The organism is Williamsia sp. Y844 (assembly GCF_056786475.1).
On sequence record NZ_JBXCJB010000004.1, the window covers coordinates 381,067 to 406,007 of the forward strand.

General features: G+C 62.4%; 19 protein-coding genes. 8 read left to right on the forward strand and 11 right to left on the reverse strand.

The genetic code is table 11. The features are described 5' to 3' along the window. Positions 1–107 precede the first annotated feature (107 nt). Both AC1TQG_RS22910 and AC1TQG_RS22915 read right to left on the reverse strand, forming a co-directional pair. The gene (locus AC1TQG_RS22910; RefSeq protein WP_482140557.1) at positions 108–1,343 is read right to left on the reverse strand and encodes an MFS transporter; all 1,236 of its coding nucleotides are present in this window, start codon (positions 1,341–1,343) and stop codon (positions 108–110) included. Between the two features lie 277 nt (positions 1,344–1,620). After that, positions 1,621–2,496 (reverse strand): ABC transporter substrate-binding protein, encoded by an 876-nt coding sequence (locus AC1TQG_RS22915; RefSeq protein ID WP_482140559.1) that lies wholly within the window; start codon positions 2,494–2,496, stop codon positions 1,621–1,623. A 450-nt stretch (positions 2,497–2,946) separates the two neighbouring features. On the opposite strand from AC1TQG_RS22915, the gene AC1TQG_RS22920 reads away from it, so the two are divergent. Then, the gene (locus tag AC1TQG_RS22920; protein WP_482140561.1) at positions 2,947–3,738 is read left to right on the forward strand and encodes a GntR family transcriptional regulator; all 792 of its coding nucleotides are present in this window, start codon (positions 2,947–2,949) and stop codon (positions 3,736–3,738) included. A gap of 269 nt (positions 3,739–4,007) precedes the next feature. Continuing rightward, complete coding sequence (locus AC1TQG_RS22925) at positions 4,008–4,559, forward strand: flavin reductase family protein (RefSeq protein WP_482140563.1); 552 nt, start codon at positions 4,008–4,010, stop codon at positions 4,557–4,559. Positions 4,560–4,566: 7 nt separating this feature from the next. Here AC1TQG_RS22925 and AC1TQG_RS22930 read toward each other — a convergent pair whose 3' ends face one another. After that, positions 4,567–5,136, reverse strand: a complete 570-nt coding sequence (locus AC1TQG_RS22930; RefSeq protein WP_482140565.1) for a DinB family protein — start codon at positions 5,134–5,136, stop codon at positions 4,567–4,569. Between the two features lie 199 nt (positions 5,137–5,335). Between AC1TQG_RS22930 and AC1TQG_RS22935 the strand changes: the two genes are divergently transcribed. The 3 genes from AC1TQG_RS22935 to AC1TQG_RS22945 all read left to right on the forward strand — a co-directional run bounded on the left by AC1TQG_RS22935 (position 5,336) and on the right by AC1TQG_RS22945 (position 10,249). Further along, positions 5,336–7,573 carry an NADP-dependent isocitrate dehydrogenase gene (locus tag AC1TQG_RS22935; RefSeq protein ID WP_482140567.1) on the forward strand — a complete coding sequence of 746 codons (2,238 nt, stop codon included), beginning with the start codon at positions 5,336–5,338 and terminating at the stop codon, positions 7,571–7,573. A gap of 394 nt (positions 7,574–7,967) precedes the next feature. Beyond that, positions 7,968–8,612 carry a GAF domain-containing protein gene (locus tag AC1TQG_RS22940; RefSeq protein WP_482140568.1) on the forward strand — a complete coding sequence of 215 codons (645 nt, stop codon included), beginning with the start codon at positions 7,968–7,970 and terminating at the stop codon, positions 8,610–8,612. Between the two features lie 140 nt (positions 8,613–8,752). Beyond that, a complete protein-coding gene (locus AC1TQG_RS22945; RefSeq protein WP_482140570.1) occupies positions 8,753–10,249 on the forward strand; it encodes a sugar transferase in 1,497 nt (498 codons plus the stop codon). Between the two features lie 16 nt (positions 10,250–10,265). Here the strand turns inward: AC1TQG_RS22945 and AC1TQG_RS22950 are convergent, their stop codons facing one another. Continuing rightward, on the reverse strand, positions 10,266–11,444 hold the full coding sequence (locus AC1TQG_RS22950) for a polysaccharide biosynthesis protein (RefSeq protein WP_482140572.1): 1,179 nt from the start codon (positions 11,442–11,444) through the stop codon (positions 10,266–10,268). A gap of 354 nt (positions 11,445–11,798) precedes the next feature. On the opposite strand from AC1TQG_RS22950, the gene AC1TQG_RS22955 reads away from it, so the two are divergent. Further along, positions 11,799–13,160 (forward strand): hypothetical protein, encoded by a 1,362-nt coding sequence (locus tag AC1TQG_RS22955; RefSeq protein WP_482140574.1) that lies wholly within the window; start codon positions 11,799–11,801, stop codon positions 13,158–13,160. Continuing rightward, positions 13,153–14,670 (forward strand): tyrosine-protein kinase domain-containing protein, encoded by a 1,518-nt coding sequence (locus AC1TQG_RS22960; RefSeq protein WP_482140575.1) that lies wholly within the window; start codon positions 13,153–13,155, stop codon positions 14,668–14,670. The genes AC1TQG_RS22955 and AC1TQG_RS22960 overlap by 8 nt, the downstream gene beginning before the upstream one ends. A 27-nt stretch (positions 14,671–14,697) precedes the next feature. Here the strand turns inward: AC1TQG_RS22960 and AC1TQG_RS22965 are convergent, their stop codons facing one another. Together AC1TQG_RS22965 and AC1TQG_RS22970 are read right to left on the reverse strand one after the other, a co-directional pair. Beyond that, positions 14,698–16,323, reverse strand: a complete 1,626-nt coding sequence (locus AC1TQG_RS22965; RefSeq protein ID WP_482140577.1) for a glycosyl hydrolase family 28-related protein — start codon at positions 16,321–16,323, stop codon at positions 14,698–14,700. Continuing rightward, positions 16,316–17,485, reverse strand: coding sequence for a glycosyltransferase family 4 protein (locus AC1TQG_RS22970; protein WP_482140579.1), 1,170 nt, complete (start codon positions 17,483–17,485; stop codon positions 16,316–16,318). The genes AC1TQG_RS22965 and AC1TQG_RS22970 overlap by 8 nt, the downstream gene beginning before the upstream one ends. Before the next feature lie 258 nt (positions 17,486–17,743). On the opposite strand from AC1TQG_RS22970, the gene AC1TQG_RS22975 reads away from it, so the two are divergent. Next, positions 17,744–18,859: a glycosyltransferase gene (locus AC1TQG_RS22975; protein ID WP_482140581.1), complete on the forward strand. Its 1,116-nt coding sequence runs from the start codon at positions 17,744–17,746 to the stop codon at positions 18,857–18,859. Positions 18,860–18,916: 57 nt separating this feature from the next. On the opposite strand, the gene AC1TQG_RS22980 is transcribed toward AC1TQG_RS22975, so the two are convergent. From AC1TQG_RS22980 to AC1TQG_RS23000, 5 genes are all read right to left on the reverse strand, one after another. After that, on the reverse strand, positions 18,917–19,945 hold the full coding sequence (locus AC1TQG_RS22980) for an ABC transporter ATP-binding protein (RefSeq protein WP_482140583.1): 1,029 nt from the start codon (positions 19,943–19,945) through the stop codon (positions 18,917–18,919). A gap of 5 nt (positions 19,946–19,950) precedes the next feature. Next, complete coding sequence (locus AC1TQG_RS22985; protein WP_482140585.1) at positions 19,951–21,015, reverse strand: ABC transporter ATP-binding protein; 1,065 nt, start codon at positions 21,013–21,015, stop codon at positions 19,951–19,953. Between the two features lie 28 nt (positions 21,016–21,043). Next, complete coding sequence (locus AC1TQG_RS22990) at positions 21,044–21,946, reverse strand: ABC transporter permease (protein ID WP_482140587.1); 903 nt, start codon at positions 21,944–21,946, stop codon at positions 21,044–21,046. Next, on the reverse strand, positions 21,943–22,899 hold the full coding sequence (locus tag AC1TQG_RS22995; RefSeq protein WP_482140589.1) for an ABC transporter permease: 957 nt from the start codon (positions 22,897–22,899) through the stop codon (positions 21,943–21,945). The genes AC1TQG_RS22990 and AC1TQG_RS22995 overlap by 4 nt, the downstream gene beginning before the upstream one ends. A 437-nt stretch (positions 22,900–23,336) precedes the next feature. Further along, on the reverse strand, positions 23,337–24,914 hold the full coding sequence (locus AC1TQG_RS23000; protein ID WP_482141432.1) for an AMP-binding protein: 1,578 nt from the start codon (positions 24,912–24,914) through the stop codon (positions 23,337–23,339). Positions 24,915–24,941 lie beyond the last annotated feature (27 nt).

A 24,941-nucleotide genomic window follows, 5' to 3' on the forward strand; every position in this document is an offset into this window, starting at 1 on the left:
AACCTTTCGCGGGCTGCCTGCAGGGGCGGATCTGTCCATCCGGGGTGTTCGAGCACGCTGTTCATCACGCCGCCCGTTGATCCCACGACGAATCGCAGCAGCGAGGTTCAACCCGTCGGCGTCGACCGGGTGGCAATTCTGATCCGTTTCAACACCGCGGCGGCGACCGCCGCGACGCAGGCGACGCACGCGAAGGCGAATGGCCACGACGTCGTCTCGACGATCACCCCCATCAGCGGCGGGGTGATCGCCATCCCCGCCGCGACGGCGGTGTTCTGCACCCCCAGCAACAGCCCGATCCTCGTGGGTCCGGCCAACTCCCCGATCGCCGTGAACGCGAGGCCGTTCCAGCTGATCGACGACAGACCGGCGCATACCAGCACGATGACCGCGACGGCCCCGCCGATCATCTCCCCGACGACGGCGAGCGCAAACAGCACGCTGGTCACCACCGCTACGTGCTGCAACGGGGCCAGACGCACCCCCTTGCGATCCGACCACGCACCAAGTCCGATACGTGCCGCGCCCCCACCGAGTTGGACGAGTGCGAGCACTCCGGCGGCCGCGATCGCCGACATCGCGTGCCCATCAACCAGATAGACCACCAGAAATCCCACGACCGTCAGTTGCGGCACGACAAGAAGAAACGAAACGACGCAGAGTTGCACGAGGACGCGGGTGCTGCCCGCGTGAACATCGGACTCGCGCGTCCGCCCCTCCGCTTCCACCGGCCCGTCGGGTTCGCGGATGAACACGAGCACCACGACCGCACCGACGCCACAGACAGCCGACGCGAGGAATAGCGCACCACTGAGTCCCCATGCCCTGGCCGCCGCAGGCAGCGTCACTGCCGCCACGGCCGCGCCGAGGGGGATCGCGGTCTGCCGCACACCCATCGCAAGTCCGCGTTCGGAGCGCGGGAACCACAGGATGACCGCACGCCCACTGGCGGCGTTCACGCTTGCACATGAGGCCCCGGCCAGCGCCATCGACACCATCAGCGCCCACATCGATGTCGAGAGGGCGGCGCCGATCAGGCCGCAGGCGCCGAGCACGAGACCGACCGTCATGACCCATCGTTCACCGATCCGATCGGCGAGAAAGCCCCACGGCACGAGAAACAACATCAGCCCGATCGTGCTCGCGGCCAACACGAATCCCAGCGCGGTGAGCGACAGGGAGAACTGCGATCGCAACACGGGCGACAGGCTGGGCATGCCCTGCAGCACCGACGCTGCCGAAGCCTGGGCAAAAACACCTGCGGCCAGCACAACCCATCGGTATCGGGGTTTGCGGGCGGCCGCGGGCACCACGACCAACGCTTCTTCTTTCATCTGCGTCATGCCGCGCCACTCTCCGCCCACCACATAGTTCATCTTGTAATGCGCGATACCGTCGTGTCAACCAAGATAACCGTTCCCGATGTGCTTTCGCCGCGGTCGGCCCGGATCAAATTGCCCACCACCACGACCACGATGAGAGACCGTCGAATGCCTGCCCCTACCAACACCTCTGGGGCCACGACCACCGGCGGGGCCGGGTGATCAGGCGGCAAACAGCGATGGCCCCCGGATTCCTCCGGGGGCCATCTCTGTCTTCGGGAGTCGGAGTCAGCCGAACTCAGCCGACCTGGACACCTGGAGCCACCAGGGATTCGAGGTCGGGCATGCTCTCGAGCTGATCGGACTTCAGTGCCATCTGGGCCATGTCCTCGAGGACCGCCATGTCGACGGACGAGGTGATGGTGTTCCCGGGCAGTTCCAACAATGTGGCGGCGGGCGTCTTGCAGACGGCACTGGCGATCTCGAAGGACTCCGCCTCGTTCGCCGGGTCGTGAATCTGCTCAATCGACTCGTTCATCGCCGCAAGCCACTTGTCCTCCACGCCCGGATGATCCTTGATCCAGTCGGTCATGCCCGTATACGTCGCATAGATCGCGTAGCCACCATTCGCGGACGTGAACGCGTTGCCGATGGAGTCCAGGGTGCCGGAATTCATGGCGAGAGCCGAGGCCGGAAGCTGACCTGCATCGACTCGACCCGACACGACTGCCGGCCCGAGCTCGGGAAAGGGCAGTGCGACGAACTCGACCTTCGACGGATCGCCATCGGCCTCACGCACCCAGTTCTCGATCATGATCTGATTGATGCCTGCGAGTTCGTTGACGGCAACCTTCTTGCCCTCGAGATCGGCGGCGCCCTTGATGTCCGACCCCTTCTTCACCGCGACACCACCGGCCTGCGGCGCGGGTGGCTGAGCGCTTGTATACGCGGCACTGACAACAGTCAGATCGATTCCCTGCGCCTCGGCACGGAAGATGCTGAACGGGTCGGTGAACGCGAGATTCACCTCACCGGGCTGCAACGCCGCGATCCCCGGCGCCCCACCGACTCCCGGCACAACGGTGACGTCGAGTCCGTGTTCGGCAAAGACTCCCTTCTCGACGCCCCAGTAGAGGTAGCGCTCATCGCAGAGATTGAGGCTGCTGACCTTCACGGAAATCGGCGCGTTGGGATCGGCCGAGCTTCCCGAATCCGATGAACTCCCGCCACAGGCGGCCACCATCAACGTGGCTGCGACGGCTGCAGTGACTCCAAAAGTCCTGACTGTTGGACGCGTACAAATCACGGGGCATTCCTCCTGAGCGGACAGAGCCGCACATGCATAGTCGGTGAACACATCTCTGGACACGCGATGCGATCTTGCTATGGGAGATGGTGTTCTCATCAGATTGCCCGTCGGTCGCGGGGCCGTAACACTCGCGTTTCGCCGGGCATCCGGCATCAAACCCGACGTCTTCGCGCAGCTCACGCGGCCGCAACCACAGTCGACCAATCCGGCTTCGCCACCCCGACACGGGTTGGTAAGTCCTTGCCACACCCGGCGGTCCGTGTTGGTAACCTCACCGTTTCGTTGCAGCAACACCAGTTCCGTAGATGTACAGGTGTGGAGTACGGAAAGTTCCCTCGGAGCGTCACCAGCCATGCCCTCCGGGTTCGCACCGGTGAGCGTCGGCGTGAGGAAGCACGTCGCCTACGGGACATCCTCAGCGGCACACTCGAGCACCAACCCGATCAAGTGACACGACTACCTGACGAGTCCGCCCTCTCGAAAGGTCATGGCGCATCGCGAAACACCGTCCGCGAAGCCTTGCACCTACTGGCCGACGAGGGACGCATTCGGCGTCAAGTCGGAACCGGCAGTTTCCCCGGCATGATCCCGAGTCGGTACAGATTCGACAGGTTGTTGGACGGCTCGGAGATCGCGGGGCGCTACGCACGCCTCGATTCCGCTCTCCTGGGACTGAGCGTTCTCGAGTCGATCCCGGACACCCTGAGAACGAGTCTGGACCTGCCTGCTGATGCAACGCGTCTGGCCGTCTTCGAGCGCGTCGAGTCTGCTGATGGCACACCCGTGGAACTGCGCACCTACCTGCTCCCCCTGGTGGCCGCAGATGTCATCGACGAGACAATCGCGGCCGGCGACGTGTACGCGTACATCGAGATGGGACAACAGAGGTCCATCGCATCGGCGGCTCGCGCGGTCTCGGCCGTCGCCGCCGATGCCGGTGTCGCGACCATCCTGGGCGTGCCGGAGAGCACACCGCTGCTCTTTCTCGAATCAACCCTGTTCGACGACGACGGTCGCGTGCTCCTGGTGACCTACGGCCGACATCGCAACGACCGTGTCACCGTCACGTTCAACGCCGTGCGAGAACGCAGCCTGCCCGACACCTGATAGGCACGCAGGCGCTTCGAGGTTGCCTCCATGTGAGCATTCCGTGTTGGGCACGTTTCGCCAGGTGAGGACGTGGCGTTCGCGCTTCTGAGCGGGTACAACCGGCCCCAAACCAGGCCCTGCGCCACCCGGCCCTCGGCTGCTTAGATGCAACAGTCCCCCTCCCGTCGCCGCCAGAACGCATCCTCGTCCGACCTCGATGCCATCCACAGAATCTCAAGGCCGATGGCGATCCGGAATCAAGTAACTGACAGAAAGAGGCATATCGCATGCAGGTCACCATCGTGGCGGACACGAAGGCCGATTCCGCTCGAACGGCATCGGCCGTGACACCGACCCACACCGACGAACGAGTACTGCGGGATGCCTTCGGACACTTCCCGAGTGGCGTGATCGCGATCTGCTCGATGGTCGACGGCGAGCGGACAGGTTTGGCGGCGAGCACCTTTGTGCCCGTGTCACTCGACCCACCACTGGTGGCGTTCTGTGTGCAGAACAGCTCGACCACCTGGCCGAAGATGCGCGGCTCATCGCATCTGGGTATCAGCGTGCTCGGCGAGGCACACGACGCGACGGCGCGCCTGTTGGCCGCCAAGACCGGTGATCGTTTCGCCGGTCTGGTGACCGAAACCAGCGAAGCAGGAGCGGTTTTCATCGACGGCACCAGCATCTGGCTCGACACCTGCGTGGTCGATGAGATTCCGGCCGGTGACCACGCGATCGTCCTGCTGTCGGTCAACGGACTCACCGTATTCGACGACGTCGCACCGATCGTGTTCCACCGCAGCGCCTTCCGAAAGCTGCAACGCACCGCCCCGTGACGGCTGCTCACTCGGCCGGAAGACCGGCCCAGTCCGAACCCTCCGAGATGGCAGCCATGGTGCTCTGTCCGTCGAGAGCCTCACGGATGATGTCGGCGTGCCCGCAGTGATGCGCCGTCTCGCGAAGCAGATGCAGCACCATTGTGCGGACGGACGCCCACTCCCGCTCGGGCTGCCAGGGTGCCGTCGGTTGCGGGATCAACTCGTCGAGGCTCGCCACCTCGGCGATGACGCGGTCGTAGCCGGCGGCGGCGCTGTCGTATTCGTTGATCCAGTACTCGAGCGTTTCGTCGTCCCGGAGCGTGTACACGTCGGCGAGCTGGCTCATGTCGAACTCAGCGTTCTCGTCGCGCTCCCGGATCGTCTGCGCGTGTCCACGTTCGCCTATGGCGAGGTGCTTGATCAGACCGCCGATGGTGAGTTCGCTGACAGTCGTCCGTGTGCGGGCCTGAGCGTCGGTGAGGTTGCGTGCCGTGACTTTCAGCAGGGCCCGCTGGTCGGAGAGAAGCGTCAAAATGTCCGCTTTTTCGCCGGTGACGGGGACAGTGAGAGCGACGGAGGTGTAGGTGCCTGCCATGATCGAGTCCTTTCGGGAACTGATGTGAACAGTGCCCACGTTATGACCCATATAGGACAGTTACGGTCCGCAATTGTGGCCGCAACTATAGAGTGCTTCCGAGGTGTCCGCGCTCACAGGGGCCTCGGGTCCTAAGATTACGGACACGGGGGTAGACGGACCGATGCATGACGCGACGAAACTGGAGACGAAGGCGAATATGAACGCAAAGCAGCCGACCATCATCTACACACTGACGGACGAGGCGCCGATGCTTGCGACACACGCATTCCTCCCGGTTGTACGTGCGTTTGCCGATGCGGCCGACATCAACATCGAGTCGAGTGACATCTCGGTTGCGAGCCGCATCCTTGCCGAGTTCCCCGATTACCTGACGGACGATCAGCGGGTGCCGGACAACCTCGCCGAACTGGGCCGTCTGACACAACTGCCCGAGACCAACATCATCAAACTGCCGAACATCAGCGCCTCGGTACCGCAGCTGGTCGAGGCCATCAAGGAACTCCAGGCAAAGGGCTACAAACTCCCCGACTACCCGGGCAACCCGAAGACCGAAGAAGAAGCCAAGGTTCGGGATCGCTACACCAAGTGCCTCGGAAGCGCAGTGAATCCGGTTCTCCGCGAGGGTAACTCGGACCGCCGCGCACCGAAGGCCGTCAAAGAATTCGCCCGCAAGCATCCGCACAGCATGACCGAGTGGTCGATGGCCTCGCGGACCCACGTGGCGCACATGCGCGAAGGCGATTTCTACCACGGCGAGAAGTCGATGACCGTCGACGGCGACCGCGACGTGAAGATGGAACTGCTGACCAAGAGCGGCAAGACGATCGTCCTCAAGCCCAAGGTCTCCCTGACCGACGGCGACGTCATCGACAGCATGTTCATGAGCAAGAAGGCCCTGATCGAGTTCTACGAGGAGCAGATGGAGGACGCCTACAAGACGGGCGTCATGTTCTCGCTCCACGTGAAGGCGACGATGATGCGGGTCTCGCACCCGATCGTCTTCGGGCACGCCGTGCGGGTCTTCTACAAGGACGCATTCGCCAAGCACGGCGACCTGTTCGACGAGCTGGGCGTCAACGTAAACAACGGCCTGTCGGATCTGTACAGCAAGATCGAGTCGCTGCCCGCCTCGAAGCGTGACGAGATCATCGAGGATCTGCACAAGTGCCACGAGCACCGGCCGGAACTCGCCATGGTGGATTCGGCACGGGGTATCTCCAACTTCCATTCGCCCAGCGACGTCATCGTCGATGCGTCCATGCCCGCGATGATCCGGGCAGGCGGCAAGATGTGGGGCGCCGATGGTCGCCCCAAGGACACCAAGGCCGTCAACCCGGAGTCCACCTTCTCCCGGATTTACCAAGAGATGGTCAACTTCTGCAAGACCAACGGCCAATTCGACCCGACCACCATGGGCACTGTCCCCAACGTCGGCCTGATGGCACAGAAGGCCGAGGAGTACGGCTCACACGACAAGACCTTCGAGATCTCCGAGGACGGCGTCGCCAACATCACCGACCTGGCCACCGGTGAGGTCCTGCTGTCGCAGAACGTAGAGGCCGGCGACATCTTCCGTCTGTGCATCGTCAAGGACGCCCCGATCCGCGACTGGGTCAAGCTGGCCGTGTCGCGCACCCGCGATTCCGGGATGCCGGTCATCTTCTGGCTCGATCCGTACCGCCCGCACGAGAACGAGCTGATCAAGAAGGTCAAGACGTACCTCAAAGATCACGACACAGAGGGCCTCGACATCCAGATCATGTCTCAGGTCCGCGCCATGCGGTACACCCTCGAGCGAGTGGTCCGCGGCCTGGACACCATCTCCGCGACCGGCAACATCCTTCGTGACTACCTCACGGACCTGTTCCCCATCCTCGAACTCGGCACCAGCGCCAAGATGCTCTCGATCGTGCCGTTGATGGCCGGTGGCGGCTTGTACGAGACAGGCGCAGGCGGTTCGGCTCCCAAGCATGTCAAGCAGTTGCTGGAAGAGAACCATCTGCGCTGGGATTCGCTCGGCGAATTCCTTGCTCTCGCCGTCAGTTTGGAAGACCTCGGCAAAAAGACCGGCGACGCCAGGGCAGTGATTCTGGCCAAGACGCTGGACGCGGCGACCGGCAAGTTGCTGGAGACCAACAAGGGTCCTTCACGCACCACCGGTGAACTCGACAACCGGGGCAGCCAGTTCTATCTCGCCATGTACTGGGCGCAAGAGCTGGCCAACCAGACCGAGGACGAGGAACTGCGGAAACACTTTGCCGCGCTGGCAGATACGTTGGCGAAGAACGAAGACTCCATCGTGAAAGAGCTCAATGACGCCCAGGGCAAGCCCGTCGACATCGGCGGCTACTACCTGCCGGACGCCGAGGCGGCAACTGCTGTGATGCGCCCGAGCAAAACCTTCAACGAGGCTCTGAGTTCCGCGCAGGCCTGAACCACGGTTCACTGATCCGCTCCACTTCCACGAATCCGCTCCAGTTGCAGCACGACGCAACTGGAGCGGTTCGCTATGGGTGGAGCGGATCGCTTTAGGTGGAGTGGATTTCTGTTGTGGCATCCATGCCAATTATCGTCAAATCTGAAATAGCCGTCGCGAAACGTCATCCTCGCAATGGTCGCGAAATGCATCCTCACGGCATACTCGGAGTCAGCCCTCCCTGGCCGACCGGGTTATCGATGGTCTGGCAGGCACAGTGGCGGCACCAAATGTGTACTCGACAGGCCGATCGCGGTAGTACAAAAGCGTGCTACCGCTTCACGAAAGATGAGAAATGGATCCACTGCGCTCGACGGACGCAAAAAGTTCTGCCAATTCGAGCGACCACGGAGTGGGTGAACGACAAGAGACGATCGCGGATTCCCCTGACCGATCCGAACGCGCCCCTCGCGACCATTTCTCAGCCGTCACCGGTGCATATGCCGATCCTGCTCTTCTTGCCGTTCTCGAAGGTCTACGTTCGCCCGACGGGGGTGCGCAATCCCCACTCTGGTCGGTGCTCGGCGACAGCGAACGGCTGCGCGCGGCTCACGACACCGGACTACTCGAGCCGGGACCTCATCCGGCGGTCGATCAGATTGTCGGCCTGACCATCGAGGCAATCGGGATCCCGTATGCCGCGCTGAACATCATCACCGACGTCGAGCAGGTACACGCCGCGATCGCCTCCCGCTCAGGTGACATCGGAGACCGACGGACGTATCCCCTCACCGATTCGCTCTGCGTGTACGCGGTGGCCAGCGGAGCCCCACTCATCATCGACGACATCGCCGACCATCCGGTACTCGGGGACCATTCGTCCGCCCGAAGCGGTGCGGTCGGCGCATACATCGGCATTCCGATCATCGACGACGCGGGTCAGGCGGTAGGTACGCTCTGCGCCTGGGACACCGATCCGCATCATTGGTCGAGCGGCGAGATTCAGATAATGAGCGACCTTGCCGACGTAGTCCGAAACGTCATTTTCGATCATTAAAATCTCAGCACCCGATATTAATTCGAAGGTCGACTGAGACCAATGATCCGCGCTCGAACCGAGCGCGGATTGCGACGGCACAGATAGAGTGTGATTAATTGTGAGTGCGCCAATTTTATCGGTGAACTGGCTCGTCGTGAATGGAGTGGGAATTGCCACAATTACTGGAGGTCGAACCATCGACCAGCCCCAGTGGCCCCCCGCGTATTTCTCCGACTTCTCGAAGAACATTCGGCGAACTCATTCGGACCGATCCGTTGAGCACCATCACCACAATTTCCATAGATGTGTTGTCTGCGTCGATCGCGGTCGGACTCGCCTGGTGGTGGGTGCTCACGTCGGATTCACCCCACCCACCTTTGTGGTGGCTCGCGCTTTTTGTTCCTGTCGTCGTGATCGTGATGGGGTTGCGATCGTTATATCACCGCTCACTCAACCGCCGATTCCTCGACGAGTTCTATGGAATCCTCTCCTCTGCCGCGATCGCGACGATGCTCTTGCTGTGCAACCTGGTCATTTTCGGGATCACCGATCGGCCCGGGATAGCCGTGACGAAGTTGTGGGTGTGCGCCAGCATTCTCATACCGGTCGGGCGCCTTGTTCGTGTGTTGGTCCAACGCCGATTGCAACGGCACTCCCATCTGGTGTCCCCCACGCTGGTCATCGGGTCCGGGCCGGTCACCCAGCACGTCATCGATCGAATGATCGCGGCTCCGGAACACGGGATGAACCCCGTCGGCGTGCTGTCGGCCGAAACCCTCACCCGCGGTGACCAAAGGCTCGACACCGACCAAGTGCCATACCTGGGCACTGTTGACCAGCTGGAAGACGCCATTGCCAGCACTCAGGCCGAACGTCTCGTCGTGGCATTCACAAACGTTCGCTGGGAGATGCTGACGGCAGCGGTCCGCATCGCGCACCGCCACGGACTACGGGTGTGGGTGGTGCCCCGCATGTACGAGGTGATCGGCTCGAAGAGCGTCGTCGACCACATCGGCGGTATGCCGCTGCTGTCTGTGCCCCACACCAATCCACGCGGGTGGCAATTTCGCGCCAAACACATCAGCGACCGCGTCACCGCGGGCCTTATCCTGCTGGCGATCTCACCCATCTTCCTGTTGCTCGTAGCGTTGGTGCGGTTGAGTTCTCCCGGGCCGATCTTCTTCGCTCAGCAACGGGTGGGGCGTGACGGGCAGGTCTTCGGCTGCCTCAAGTTCCGGTCGATGCGGCTGCCCGATCCCGCCACGCCTGCGTATGTTCCGAAAGTCGGCAACGCACCGGGCGGAGTCGAGGGTGTCGATCGACGGACACGGATCGGAAAGCTCATGCGGTCGACGTCGATGGACGAACTCCCCCAGCTGCTCAATGTCCTTCGGGGTGACATGAGCCTGGTCGGACCTCGACCCGAACGTCCCGAATTCGTAACCCTTTTCGAGGCGCAGATCCGCCGCTACGGCGAGCGACACCGGGTCAAGGCCGGCGTCACGGGGTGGGCCCAGGTCAACGGCCTGCGCGGGCAGACATCCATCGCGGACCGCGCCGAATGGGACAACTACTACATCGAGAACTGGTCGCTGTGGCTGGACATCAAGATACTGCTGCTGACCGTGCTCGCAGTGCTCAAACGGGCCGAATGATTCTGGCGCACAGTCTTCATGCCTTCTCGGATGCGAGTCTGTGAGCTCGCTTCCTGTTCACGAAGACCGATTGGTACTCCGGCGCCAACCTTGAAGCGGCCACGTGATACGGCACGAACATGAGTACCTCGGTGATGACAAACGACACGAATACCGCAGTGCTGGAGTGAAAACCGAACAAGAAGGCCAGTCCCAGCACAACGTAGAGAGCGGTGTTCGCAGCTCTGAGCCAGAAGACCATCTTCGTTTGCCCCGCCCGTCGCAGCGCGGCAAACGGAATGGTCGTGATCAGCATGCACACCTTCCACATGCATGCGATTGCCAGACCGACATACAGCGAGCTGCTCCAGGCGGGACCGAAGATCAAGCTCCACAGTCCCAGGTACGCACTGCCGAAGATCGCAGCCGTGCCGGCAACAAGGATCAACGCGACGCCTGCCACCTCACCCTTGTGCCCATGGGCGAGTTGGCGCACGCGGCCATAGGCGAGGATCGGTTCAAGAATTCCCGAAATGGTTGAGACAACCCGGAAACCAACAGCTGCCGACGGGCCGAGAATCGCCAGGATGAACGACGCCAATGCTGGTTGCACCATGCCAACTGTCGCGGTTTCGCCGGTAACCCACGCAGCTCTGGTCAGGTCAGGCGGTAGACCCGTTTCCCGCCGGTCCGGCAGTGGCCAACACCTGATGAGGATGGCCAGCAGAGCACCCGCGGCCAGAACCCTTATACAGTTGGAGTTCTCGTGCACGGCAAGGATCAAGGCGCTCAGACAGCCAACCATGAGGACTGAGGCGGCAACAGATTCGAGCTTCCAACTGCCCCGCACGACTCCGATCGTGCGGGCCATCAGCAATCCCGACGACAGTCCCAGCACACCGATCAGCGTGATGACCGTTGGCGGTACCGGTGGACTCACGATGAGAAGGGTCCCGGACACAAGGCTCAGCAACACCATCCACCAGGGCATCGATATCTTGTGGTCTGCCTCTGGGGTGGCAAGGCGGGACTCGACGACGAACGCCGACAGTAGCTGGGCCACGTAGGTTCCGATCGCCAGCGAAACAGCCAGGCGGCCCTGTTGGTCGATGGGCGCGACGCGCGCGAATACTGCGATGAAAATTGCGGGGAAAGCGTTGAGTGCCAGCCCGGCGGCGATTTGCACCAGCGGCTCGACGCGCTTCCCGTCAACCACTGACCGTATTCGTGTCACCACACGTCGGCCTCGCCGGTCACGTCCATGAATTCTTCGAAATAGGTGTCGTAGACCGCTCCACGATGCGACGCCCGAATATTCTCGCCAGTGGGATTCAAGCTGGTCGGGGTAATTCCTGGTAGCAAGTGAGTTATTGCACTTCTGCACCGAAATGTACGCTCCACCTGTAGTACTCTATGTCACGGATTGGCTACCGTGCTCGCTGAGATCGAGCCACTTTTGTTTGTGATGGAGAGGACTCAGCGATGGGTTGTGCGACATCCTTTTCCACCGGTCGATATTTCGGTCCCGCCCGGCCGCAGAATTGTTGCGCAATCACACCCCGCCATCAACATGCAGTTTGATTTTCTGCCGAAATCGGCCGCGGAGAGTTTGCCGCGTAGCAATGCACCGACATGGTGGCTCGCGCCGGCCGTTGTAATCCTCATCCCGGTCCTCGGGTCGTTCATTGCGTGGGCGTCCTTGATCGGCTGGTGTTCGGCCGGGGGATGCCCGGCGGGCTCATGGATGGACCTGCGCGGATTTCTTCAACCGGCCCCGTTCACCGTTCCCGGCGTGACGTTGCTGGCTGTCTGGTACGGAGCTGTCGTTGTCCTGGCGACAGTAGGTTGGCGACTGGGGCTCGGGACAACGCCGACACCGGAATTCGTCGAGCGCACCACCGGTCCGACGTTCGAGCGGCGGTACTTTTTCCTCATCCTCGCGGTGTCCGCGATCGGCGTCGGGTATGCGTACTCCCGAATCGCCGCCGCGACATCGATCAGCGACGCTTTGACCACCCAGACCGGCAATACGTTCACGGAGGCGCTACCGGATTCGGCCGGTATGGCGACGCTTCGGTATGCGACCATCCTGGCGGCACCCATCAGCGTCTACCTGTGGCGAAAAAAGGTGCTGCACCCCGGATTCATGCTGTTCGCAGTCTTACTCCTGGTGGCGAACTCGATGATTGCGTCTCGCCTATCGCTGCTGATGGCGGTCGTGGTGTACGTCGTCTTGCAGACCGCGGTTCCCCGCGAACCTGCCGGTGCCGACCGTAAATCAGTACGGCCTTGGCAGCTGTTCGTCGCGGTTGCGATCATGTTCACGCTCCTCACCGCACTCAACTTCATCCGGAACGGCAACTATTACCGCGATGCGGGTGTGTCGAATCCGATCGCGATGAACCTCTACCAGTCCGGCGCCTACCTTGCCGTGCCTGCACAGGTGTCCATTGGAGTGGCAGATGCGGTCATGCGCGGATCCTTCGACAACCCCGGGGCCCCGGTCGACTCGGCGGCGGCTGCGCTGCCCAGCTTCCTGGTCCCGGCGCACGAGGTCAGGGCCAAGGAATCACTGGGCGGCGACTCGTACGAATTCACTGTCTCATTTGCGCCGAACTTCACGACCAACTCCGAATTCGCCGATACCTACGCAGATTTTGGAGCGTGGGGATGGCTTTACACGCTTCTGCTGTTTCCGCTGGCCGGTTACGTCTTCGGGCGGTTCCTGACATACGGACCAGTGGTTGCCGGATCGGCCGGGGTTATTGCCTACTGCTTTGCCGAAGTGTGGCGTATTCAATTGTTGACCCAGGGAATTACCCTTTTCCTCGTCCTGCTGACGCTTGCTTGCGTGTTCTTGGCGGCACGGGGACCGTCCATCGGAAAGCTGGAACGCATGGTTCCGAGAGGAAATGTGAAGTCACTTGACTAGCAACTTTGCGGGTACTGCATATCGACCGGGCAATGCGGGCAGCGAATGGCTACGGTCCGCGGTTGCCGCGGTCCGCAATCGCTGGATCGTCTTACTACTGGGAGCGTTGGTCGGCGGGCTCCTGGGCGCGGTCCTGACCACTGCGCAGTCGCCGAGCTACGAGTCGTCGGCGGTGATCTACCAGACGCCCCACTTCGGTGACACCGATGGTATGAGTCGTCAGCGGACCGAGGCGTACACGAAATTGCTGACCTCTGACCTGGTCATCGAAACCGCGCTTGAAAACACGGGACTGGCGATGTCGATCTCCGATGTGCGTGAAATGACCACGGCCAGCGCCAACGTCGGAAGCGCGATCCTGACGGTGACGGTCCGTGCGGACGACGCGGACACGTCCGCAGAGCTTGCCAACGGCCTGGCACAAGCGCTTCCGGGCACCGTCTCGTCGCTGGACGGGATCACCTCTGCGCCCGAACAGCCGGCGACGGTGGACGGGATCACCTCTACGCCCGAACAGCCGGCCACGGTGGACGGGATCACCTCTACGCCCGAACAGCCGGCGACGGTGGACGCCGACCCGGTGCGGTTGTCCGTGATCAGCCCGGCTCTGTCCGACGACGCCGAGGGCGGCCCGAAGTATGTGCGCAACACCGCACTCGGCGTGGTCGCGGGACTGCTGGTGGGCTTGCTCTACGCGTATCTGCGGACACAGGTGAGCCGAAGAGTTCAGGATGCGGGCGCACTCGGCAAGTTTCTGTCCGGGCCGGTGTCGGCAGGCATTCCTACCGACAAGGCTCTGGAATCCGGTCTCGTCGACTATCAAAGCAACAGTCCTGCGGCCGAAGCATTCCGCCGGCTTCGCGCCGTGATCGCCGACCACGAACCCGGCCGGGGCGATTGCCGAACCATCGTCGTTTCAAGCGCGGTCAGCGGTGACGGCAAGACAGCGGTCGCGGTGAACCTCGCAGTCGCTCTCGCAGAGAGCGGAAACGAGGTCGTATACGTCGACGCGGCCCCACCAGACACCGAGGGCTCCGGGGACCAGGCCGCACCGGCCGGGTTGTCCACCTACCTTCAGGGTGATGGTGACATCGGCCGATATGTCTCTGCGAGTAGATATTCGAAACTCTCGCTCATCTCAAGCGGTCCCGCGGCGGCCGGTTGGTCCGAGCTGATCGGCACCGGTCGGATGCGCACCGGACTGGCAGATCTCGCCACTCGCGCCGACTACATCATCGTGGACACCGCACCGCTGGGTACCCGATCCGATGCGCTCGTGCTGGGACGTTGGGCCGACGGCATCCTGCTGGTGGCGCGGTCCGACCACACCAGGTATGCAGAGCTGAGTGCTGCCCTCGAGCGCTTGTCATTGGCCGGAGTCCGCATGTGCGGCGTTGTGCTCAATGACTTTCCGAGGCCACTGGTCCGCAGCGTGCGCAAACGAGGCAAACGATTGTCAGGTACTCATCTGCTGGCACCTGCGTCCCGTCCCGTCAAAACAATCGTCTGACCAAGGGCCGGTGGGACATCGGGTTCGTCATCGGCAGGCCACGAAGATCGGCTCTCCCTTCGGCGGGTTGGTGGTCACGGCGCCGATGGTCACCTCGGTGTTGCCGGGTGACCCACCGACGCACCGGTCGCTATAGATCAAGATCGGCAGCCACCCCGAAGGCGCTTGCGTCCAGACCAATTCCGCGGTCGACACCGTCCCGGACGAGCCGAGGAACTGGACGAATGGTCCGCCACCTTCGGAACTGATCGGAGGGCCGGTCACCGTCACGCTGAGCTGGTCGATCTCGAAGTCCGGTGAGTTGTGAGCAGAGAACGCCAGCCCCGGCTTCGTGCTCGTTACGGAGACGGTTCCCAATGAGATGCCCTGCGCGGTCTGCAACCCGACGGCCCCGGTGCCCTGGGCGATCTCTGTGTCGGTCACGGAACAATCCGCCAGTCGGACACCGGTGACCGGTTGTGCTGCGACTGATTCCATGAGAACGGACCAACTACGGCAATCGGATACGGTGACCCCCGAGATGTCGAGGTCGAAACGGCTGAACGCGTCGCCGGTTGACCCGTTCGGTCTTGCGAGTACGTGCAACCCCATCTGCGAGTTCTCAATGGAGAGCCCAGTGAGGCTCACTCCTCGCGATGCCACGTAGCGCCACCCGGCATTTGAGTCAGCCGCGGCCGAATCGACCATGACACCTGCACCATTCGTCTTGCCACTGACCGTTACCCCGGTGATCGTCGACCGGTTGACACCGGCCAGACGCATCCCGTTCGCCGCACCGCCCGTCACGACCACATCGGAGATGCTGAAGTCGGCATTCGACCACCCGGTCAGAGCGGGGAACGAGAAGGTCTCGGAAGCATTGTCGAACTGGTTCTCCGCGGTGTGATAGGTCACCAGGGCCAGACCGTCGTCACCAGTATTGGTCGCTGAAAAGCGTTCGATGCTTCCGCGGCGGCAAGCGTTGAAGTGAAGTCCGTCGGCCATCGTGTTCTCGACGTGGAGGCCGTCGACACTGATGTCGGAAACGCCCATCATGATCACACCCGCCTGCGGGCTCGACTCCACTCTGCAGTTCAGCAGGCTCACCTCGCTCGCCGGACCGTTGGAGCCGGTCCAACCACTGGGGACGGCGGACGTTTCCGATGGGTAGCCCACGACCCGGATACCGTCGCCCATGGACCGCTGCGCCGGCTGCGTTGCCCATCGCACCGTCACGTTCTGCAGGGTTACGCGCTCCAACGGGCCGCGCAACACGATGCCGTGGCTCGTGCCGGCACCGTTGGCGTCGAGATTGTCCATCAGCAGTTCGGCGCCTGCGTCGAAGTCGATGGAAACGTCGGAGATCCCGGCTATCGAGATCGCCGCGGCGCCTGTCGGATTACGCTCCGCGAAGCGATACCGGCCAGCCGGGAAACGTAAGACGTCTCCAGCCCTCAACGCGGCGACGGCATTGCGGATGGCAACGGAATCATCGTGTAAGCCATCACCCACGGCGCCGAAAGCGCGGACATCGCGGATCTCGCCGTCGTCGGCGACGAGGCGAACGCCGTGGGTGGATACGGGCAAGGCGGCGGAACACGAGGTGAGCACCAACGCTGCCGGGAGCACACCGAGAAAACTACGACGCGATAGCGCCGGCGACCTGTCAGGCAATGGATCTCCTCTTCAATACCGAACAAATCGTCTCGGCCGTCACCGGCGACGAAATCTCCGACTGGCGCTGCTTGACATGCAGCTGCCCACGATCACTCAACAATGCCCTGGCGGCGTCGTCATTGCAGTACTTCTTCATGAGCAGCGCCAACGCCGCAGCGTCATGCGGGTCGAAATACTCGGCGCCGTGACCACACGTTTCCACCAGGACCGGGATGTTCGACGACAGGACAGCGGTATTCGATGCCATTGCCTCCAGCGGCGGGAGGCCGGCACCCTCGTACAGCGATGGCATCACCAGCAAGTCCGCGCGCGCCACCAGTGCGCGCAACCGGTCGAAGGGAAGTCGGCCCGTCAGCTGCACCCGGTCACCCAGGCTGTCCACGAGCCGGTTGACTCGCTCGTCGAGCGTTCTGAGCGACTCATCGCCACCGGCTATCACCAGTTTGTGCGGAACCGAATCCGATATCGCCGCAAACGCATCGAGAAGCACCGGCAGGTTCTTGTGCCGCTTGATGTTCCCGACATACAACACATACGGCGGCTGAATCGGTGACGGTGCAGGTTCGGGCGGAGAAAACCAAATATCGTCGACTGCGATGGGCGTCACGAGCATCTCGGCCGAAGGGGCGATCGCGGCCATGGAACGCGCGGTCGCCTGGGACGGCGTGAAAATTGTTTCCGCCCGCCGTGCGCTGAGTCGCAGCATTGTTCGTGCGTACGCGTTCTTGGCCAGATTCTGGTCGCTCAACTTGTTGTCTTCGATATGGAGGGTGTCGTGCACCGTAGAAAAAAATCGGACGTTTCGACGACGTGGAGACAAAAGAGCAAGAGGAAAAGGATAGTGCGGAACCCATAGTGCCTGGGGACGCGTCAATGACAATGCGCGACCCCACGCACGTTGTTCCTGCGTCGAATACATCCGGGCATCGGCAGGATCCGAGAGAACCACGCGCGTGTTTGCGCTGATCACAGGTATCGCGTTTCGATCGGCGAGTATGGCCAGACTCAATCTACGATCGTTGAGTACCTGTTCGAGAAACGGGATCTGGGTCCTGATGTAAGTGCCGATACCGCTCTGACGGATATGCCGGGCATCGAACAACACGTCAACGGGTAGCACGCTGTCGCTGCTCGCCTGAGCGGCGCGGGAAGTGTCCACGAATTCATTGTCGCAGGTTTGACAATTCGACGGAAACGTTTGTTCGTGTGGTGACACGACGACCCCCAATATAAAATGATATCTTCGGGCACGAACGAACTGACTATCTGCTGGGGCAGCGGAAGTTCTTCAGCAGCATTTCTCGGCAAGCGAAGGGCGACTTTGCGTGGATATCCGCAATTCTCAATTGGCCGGTTCCCCGGATGAAATGGACGTATGCCGAGTGATTGCCACCTGTCGCGGACTCCCGAAACAATCATGACCGATCCCCGGTTGGCAATAGTCCACGAGCGATTCACGGAGATCGCCGGTTCTGAACACGTCGTCGAGCAGATGTCCGTGACGTGGCCGCACGCCGCCGTCCACGTTCCACTTGCCCGTCCGGCGGGCATACCGGCAGGCCTGTCGTCCCCTCCGGTCACGACTTGGGTTGACGGCGCTTACCGCCTGCTGGGGAAGTCTTCTTACGCCCCGTTGATGCCGTTGCTGCCAAGAGCCTTTCGCGGCATGAAACTGGGTCCGGTAGATGCGGTGGTGGTGAGCCATCACGCCTTTGCCACGCAGGTCGCATTCGCCACCGACGCCCCGGTGATCGCATACGTACACAGTCCGGCGCGCTGGGCTTGGGATCCTGCCTTTCGCGCGCAAGAAGCCGGGGGCGCCGCCGGTGCGGTCGTGCTCGCAGGACTGGCGCGGGTGGCGCGGCGAGACGAGTTGAGAGCCGTGGACCGGCTCACGCAGATCGTCGCGAACTCGACCGAGGTCGCCGACAGAATTCACCGTTGGTGGGGCCGGGACGCAGTGGTGGTGCATCCACCCGTGGACACAAACGGTTTCACGCCTGATCACTCGATCGAGCGGGAGGACTTCTTCCTGCTCGCCGGTCGTCTGGTCCCCTACAAACGGCCGGATCTCGCGATCATGGCCGCGCGGCGGGCCGGTAAACGACTCGTCGTCGTAGGTGATGGCCGATGGATGGACGTCTGCAAAGAGCTGGCTGCCGCCGACACGATCTTTGCCGGGAGACTCCCCCACGATCAACTGCTGGCACTCTACCGGCGCGCACGAGCTCTGATAATGCCCGGTGTCGAGGACTTCGGCATCGTTCCGGTCGAGGCGATGGCCACCGGGACGCCGGTGATCGCTTTGGGCGAGGGGGGCGCGCTCGACACGGTCATCCCGGGCGAGACCGGGGTTCTTGTTCCCACCGGTGACGACGAACAGGTGGTCAGCGGCCTCGCCCACGCCATGCAGGCGTTCGATCCGACCGATTTCGACTCAGAGAAGATCCGCACGTGGGCCGAGGGTTTCTCGCGGAAAATGTTTGGTGAGAACATGATCGGTGTTGTCGACGGCGTACTCAAAGCCCGCTGACGACACCGACGTCCGGCAACTTCTGCTGCACTGTCAGGGACCCGTTGCCGCGTAGCACTAACCCACAAGTCTTTTGGCGGACCTTTCTTCGTTGCTCTCGGGCGTTGGTTCGAGCGGGAAGTGACAGGCGGCGAACTGCCCGGATTGAATCTCCCTGACTTCGGGTTCCGTTGTGGCGCAGAGATCTTGGGCGTTGGGGCAGCGAGTGCGGAAACGGCATCCGGTCGGCGGGGCCAGGGGTGAGGGTACGTCGCCTTCGAGCGCCGGTCCGGCGAATCCCTTGTCGGGGTCGGTCAGTGGCACCGAGTCCAGCAGTGCGCGGGTGTAGGGGTGAGCGGGGTTGTCGTACACCTGGACCGAGTCGCCGAACTCGCAGACCTTGCCCAGATACATCACCATGACGTTGTCGCTGACGGTGCGCACGACGCCGAGGTCGTGGGCGATGAACACCACGGTGAGGTCGAACTCCGCTTTGAGTTCTTCGATGAGATTGAGGATTTGGGCTTGCACCGATACATCGAGTGCGGAGACGGGTTCGTCGCAGATCAACAGTCGCGGGTTCAGCGCCAGAGCGCGGGCGATGGCCACGCGTTGGGCTTGGCCGCCGGAGAGCGCACGTGGGAGGACGTCCGAATAGCGTTCCGGGGAAAGACCCACCGAATCGAGGACCTTGGCCGAGGTGGTGGCGCGGTCAGCTTTCGGAGCGCCCGCCACGGCCATCCCTTCCACGACGATGTCTTTGACGGATCGGCGCGGATTCAGGGAACTGACCGGGTCTTGAAAAATCATCTGCATGTCACGCCGCAGCACCCGCATGGCCTTTTCGTCGGCCTTTTCGATCCAATCATTCCCGAACCGGATCCGGCCCGCGGTGACCCGGTCCAGGCGCAGGACCGCCCGGCCGGTGGTCGATTTGCCGCAACCGGATTCCCCGACGATGCCCAGGGTTTCGCCGGGCAGCACATCGAAGCTGATCTTGGAGACCGCCTGCACGGTGCCGGCGCTGGTGGGATATTCCACGACGAGGTCTTCGACGCGCAGGAGTGCCTGATCGCCGCGTAGATGCGCGGTGCCGCTGCCAGCCATGAGTTCTACCTTCCGGACAGTTCGAGGGTTTTGATGGGCTGCGGCAGCACCGGGTGCAGACACGCCACCTGGTGATCGCCGCCGGCTGACTGCAGCGTCGGGCCCGGTGTGACGCAGTCGGATTGGACGTGTTCGCATCGCGGCGCGAACCGGCATCCGGGCGGTGGCACGGTGGGGTCGGGCAACGAGCCCGAGATCACCCGCAAGGGCGCATGCCGGGCATGGTCGATCGTCGGTGTGGCACCCAGCAGCGCGTGGGTGTAGCGATGCATCGGCGCCTCGAACACCTCACGGGTGGAACCGACTTCGGCGAGGCGGCCTGCATACATGACCGACACCCGATCGGTGCGTCCGGCGACGACGGCGAGGTCGTGGCTGATCAGCATCATGCCCATGTCGCGTTCGCGTTGCACCCGCCGCAGCAGGTCCAGGATCTGGCGCTGGATGGTCACATCAAGCGCGGTCGTCGGCTCGTCGGCGATCAGCAGGTCCGGCTCACACGCCAGCGCGATCGCGATCATCACCCGCTGACGCATCCCGCCCGACATTTCATGCGGATAGTTCTTCAGCCGCCGTTCCGGATCGGGAACCCCCACTTCCTGAAGGAGTTTCAGTGCCCGGCTGCTCGCTTCGGAACGACTGACCCCGAGGTGCTTGCGCATCCCTTCGGTGAGTTGACGCTCCACCCGCACCACCGGATTGAGGGAACGACCCGGGTCCTGGAAGACCATGGCGATCTGCTTCCCCCAGATCTCCAGCGTCTCTTTCTTGTTCAGGGCCAGCAGATCCCGGCCCTGAAAGGTCACTTCACCCGAGCGTGCAGAGCGCGGCGGCATCAGCCCCATGATGGCCCGGGCCATCACCGACTTGCCCGAGCCGGACTCCCCCACGACCCCAAGTGCCTGACCGGTGTCAAGCGTGAGGGACACATCGTCGACAGCCCGAACCGTCCCGCGAGCGGTACCGATGTACGCCCGAAGATTGTTCACCTCGAGCAGCGGCCCGCCACGCTTGCCTTTCGCGAGATCTGAAGGGTTGCCGGGCCGTTCCATCTCGGACTCAACGCTCATGGTCACTCTTCCTGGGCTCGATCATGTCTCAGTGCTGGATTGTCTTGTCGAACTTCATGCGGAGGTGGTCGCCGAGCTGATTGAGGGCGAAGACGGTGAAGAAGATGGCCAGCGCCGGGACGAAGACCAGGTGCGGCGACGTCGCGAGCGCGTCTTTGCCGTCACTGATCATTCCGCCCCAACTGGGCGTGGGTGGGGGGATGCCCAGTCCGAGGAAGCTCAGGGAGCCTTCGGCCACGATCAGGGCTGCCATCACGATGGGCAGATAGGAGGCCAGTGGCGCGATGACGTTGGGCAGGATCTCTTTGAACAGGATCCGGGAGTGTCCGGCGCCCATATTCCTTGCGGCACGGACGAACTCTCGCGATGACCAGGCCATCGTGTTGGCGCGGGACAGGCGGATGAACGCGGGGATGACGACCAGGGTCAGACCGGCGAGCATGGTCGTGACGCTGGGTTCGAAGATCGAGGCCAGTGCCAGCAGCAGGATCAGGGGCGGGAAGGCGAGCATGGCATCGGCCAGCAGTGAGATGCCGTTGTCGAGGTGGCGACCGAAGTAGCCACCCACCAATCCGACCAGCGATCCGATGATGAATCCGACCAGTCCGGCAACGGTTCCCACGACCAGCGAGACACGGGCGCCGTAGATGATTCGGGACAGCTCGGACCGTCCGAAGTTGTCGGTCCCCAGGAGCAGATCGAGTGATCCGAAGGCCGGATTCAGTCGGGGTGCGCCAACGGGGATGTCGTAAGGGGCGATGGGGAGCAGGTTGGCGAACAGCGCGGCCAGGATCAGTGCGACCAGCCAGCCCACCGACAGGTACACCAGAAATGAGCGGGGTTTGCGGACCGCGGGGACCACCAGTGCCGGTGTCGTAGGGGTGTGCGGACCGGCGGTGGGGAGGGGTTCTTTGGTGATCATGTCGGTCATGCTGTGGCCGCCACCTTCCGGACGCGTGGGTCGATCAGTCCATAACTGAGGTCGACGATGGTGTTGATGGAGACGTAGACGACGGCGACGAACACCACGATGCCCTGCACCATGATCAAGTCGCGCGTGGTGATGGATGCGGCGATCAATTGCCCCAAACCTGGTAGCCCGAAGAGGGTTTCGACGATCACGGTGCCACCGATCAAACGGCCCAGATTGATGCCGGCCAGAGTGATCAACGAAAACGACGACGGCCGGAAGGCGTGCCGGAACATGACGTAGGTGCCCGACATCCCTTTCGCGCGAGCCGCGGCGATGTAGTCCTCGCCGAGAGTGCCGATCAGGTCGGTGCGCAGTAACCGGTGGAAGGAGGCGATCTCGGTCAGTGCGATCGCGATCGCAGGCAACAGCGCGCTCTGCAGATTCAAACCCAGTCCGTCACTGATATCGGACCAACCAAGGACCGGGAATATCTGCAGCTGGATCGCGAAGAAGTAGATGAGGATCGGGCCGGCAATGAACGCCGGCACCGACAAGAAGACCGCCGAGAGCGCGTTGATGCCGCGATCGAGGGCCGACCCCGGCCGCGACGCCGAGATCACACCCATCACGATCGAGACCACCAAAGCGATCAACAGGCCCAACGCTGCCAGCTCCAACGTCACCGGCAGTCGCTCGAAGATCGCCTCGGTGACGGACTGATTGGTCAACGGCGAGGTACCGAGGTCCCCGGTCACCGCATTACCCAGCCAGTCCAAATACTGCGACCAAACGGGCCTGTCAAGCCCCAACTGCGCATCCATTTCCGCAACAGCTTCGGGGGTCGCATTATCACCAAGAATGACCTGCGATGCAGAACCGGGGGCCAAACTCAGCAAACTCACCACCGCAATGGTCACCAATAGGACCACAGCAATGCTGCGCGCGAGACGCGTCGCAATTGTGCGAAGCATGAATAGTCAACTTTCGTCCTGAGCGAGGGGCTGAAGGAGCTTGTGACATGCCGATTTATGTTGATTACGCGGAACGGACTGCGCACCATGGCATGTGTGACCCTGAGCGCTTTCACTGGTTTCTTGTGACAAACGCCGCATTGACAGCGACTGTGTTCTCACAATAGAAGAACGGTCCTCTCAATGGCAATACCCAAATCGGACTTTTCTCAGGAGCTACTGCCGGCGAGAGCAAAACACAAATTCGCACGAGAAATGAACAGCCGCGGCTTACCAGCACGCGAATTGTGGAAGATTCACAATCCCGAAAGGATGATGCCGATCCGACATCTAAAATTGGCGCGCCAAATAGGCGCTACCACAACATATTCAAATGCCGCAGTATGCGACGCGGCCTGTCACCTCCGACAGGCCGCGGTGCTCGGGCCTTGTTTATGTCATCTGGCACCCTCGATACGGAGGTCGGCGATCTGTCGACGCACGTGGTGTTTCTGGACCTTGCCGGATGCCGTCCGCGGAAAGTCTTCCACCTCATGGAGCTCTTCCGGCCATTTCTGTCTGGCGGTGCCGACGTCCGCGAAATGCTGTTGAACCTCGGAGAGCGTCGGCATCACCTGCCCGGGTTTGACCCGCACAACGGCGGCAGTGCGTTCCCCGAATCGCTCGTCCGGCGCCGCGACGACCACGGCTTCCGCAATCGCGGACATTTCAAGCAAAACGTCCTCGACCTGCGCAGCACTCACATTCTCGCCACCGCGAATAATGATGTCGGACTTACGATCTGTGATCGTCAGATAGCCATCGTCGTCGATCACCCCGATATCACCGGTGCGGTACCAGCCATCCTCGTCGAACGCCTGTGCCGTCAGTTCCTGGTCCGTATAGCCCAGACACAGATCCGGTCCGCGACTGAGGATTTCACCGTCCTGCCCCAACCTGATCTCCACGCCCAGCTTCGGATTGCCGTCCGTCAGCAGGCGCTTGTCCTCGGGAGCCGTCGTGACCGACCCGGTGATCGAGGGATGTTCGGTACTCCCGTATGACCGGGTGACGATGATGCCCAGGTCAGAAAGACGCCGGGTGACCGCGGCAGGAACCGTCGATCCGCCGAGTCCGATGTATTTGAGGTAATGCAGATGGTCCGGGGTGAAGTCGGGGTGATCCAGCAGGCTGGTCACGAAGTACGTCGGTCCGCCACCGATCGCGACACCATCGGAGTCCATCAGGGCGATCACCCTGGTCGGATCCCACTCGTCGCAGAGGTCGACAGGGGTCCCCTCGAGCACCGGGATCAGGAAAGCCCCCAACATGCCGATGAAGTGGCCGACCGGGAGCGCGGTGAGTTGCCTGCCGCGGTCCGCTTGATAGTTCGCCAGTAGTTGCCGGGTCTCGAATGCCAGTGTCTGATGAGTGTGGATGACACCCTTCGGATCACGCGTCGTCCCCGAGGTGTACGCAATCAATGCCGGGTTGGTCGGGTCGACGTCGAGTGCGCCCGCCATCGGAAGGTCATCGAGCAGGTCGTCGAAGTTCAGGCCGACCACACCCACAATCGGAACTGCCGCACTGACTTCCGGAGCGTAGGTCAGACGCCCGAACCGCTCGGCAGTGATGAACACGCGCGGCTTGGCGCGCTCGAGTATGAAACCCAATTCCTTTGGGCCATAGAAATGCACGATCGGAACGACCACTGCACCGAGCAACGACGATGCCCAGAACGTGGCCGCGGCCTCCATCCAGTTCGGGAGTTGAAAGGCGATGACATCCCCTGCTCGCACGCCTCGGGACCGCAAACCTGCTGCCAGCCGACGGGCAACCAGTTCGACGTCGGCCAATGTTCCCGAGTACGGCCGCACTTTCGAATGAATCCGGAAGTGAACCCCCGCAGAGTCGTTCAAACCCTTCCCGAGAATTTCTCCGAGCGACTCGTCCGTCCACCACCCCATCGCCTCGTAATGCGCTCTCAGGTGGTCGGGGAGGTGCCGAACCGGAATTTCGCTGATCGTCGAATCCATCTGCTTAACAGTTCCTTTCACGATCTG

Coding starts and splice junctions, on each gene's coding strand:
- AC1TQG_RS22910 (WP_482140557.1), bottom strand. CDS start 1,343: ATGACGCAGATGAAAGAAGAAGCGTTGGTCGTGGTGCCCGCGGCCGCC.
- AC1TQG_RS22925 (WP_482140563.1), top strand. CDS start 4,008: ATGCAGGTCACCATCGTGGCGGACACGAAGGCCGATTCCGCTCGAACG.
- AC1TQG_RS22930 (WP_482140565.1), bottom strand. CDS start 5,136: ATGGCAGGCACCTACACCTCCGTCGCTCTCACTGTCCCCGTCACCGGC.
- AC1TQG_RS22935 (WP_482140567.1), top strand. CDS start 5,336: ATGAACGCAAAGCAGCCGACCATCATCTACACACTGACGGACGAGGCG.
- AC1TQG_RS22945 (WP_482140570.1), top strand. CDS start 8,753: ATGGAGTGGGAATTGCCACAATTACTGGAGGTCGAACCATCGACCAGC.
- AC1TQG_RS22955 (WP_482140574.1), top strand. CDS start 11,799: ATGCAGTTTGATTTTCTGCCGAAATCGGCCGCGGAGAGTTTGCCGCGT.
- AC1TQG_RS22975 (WP_482140581.1), top strand. CDS start 17,744: ATGACCGATCCCCGGTTGGCAATAGTCCACGAGCGATTCACGGAGATC.
- AC1TQG_RS22980 (WP_482140583.1), bottom strand. CDS start 19,945: ATGGCTGGCAGCGGCACCGCGCATCTACGCGGCGATCAGGCACTCCTG.
- AC1TQG_RS22985 (WP_482140585.1), bottom strand. CDS start 21,015: ATGAGCGTTGAGTCCGAGATGGAACGGCCCGGCAACCCTTCAGATCTC.
- AC1TQG_RS22990 (WP_482140587.1), bottom strand. CDS start 21,946: ATGACCGACATGATCACCAAAGAACCCCTCCCCACCGCCGGTCCGCAC.
- AC1TQG_RS22995 (WP_482140589.1), bottom strand. CDS start 22,899: ATGCTTCGCACAATTGCGACGCGTCTCGCGCGCAGCATTGCTGTGGTC.
- AC1TQG_RS23000 (WP_482141432.1), bottom strand. CDS start 24,914: ATGGATTCGACGATCAGCGAAATTCCGGTTCGGCACCTCCCCGACCAC.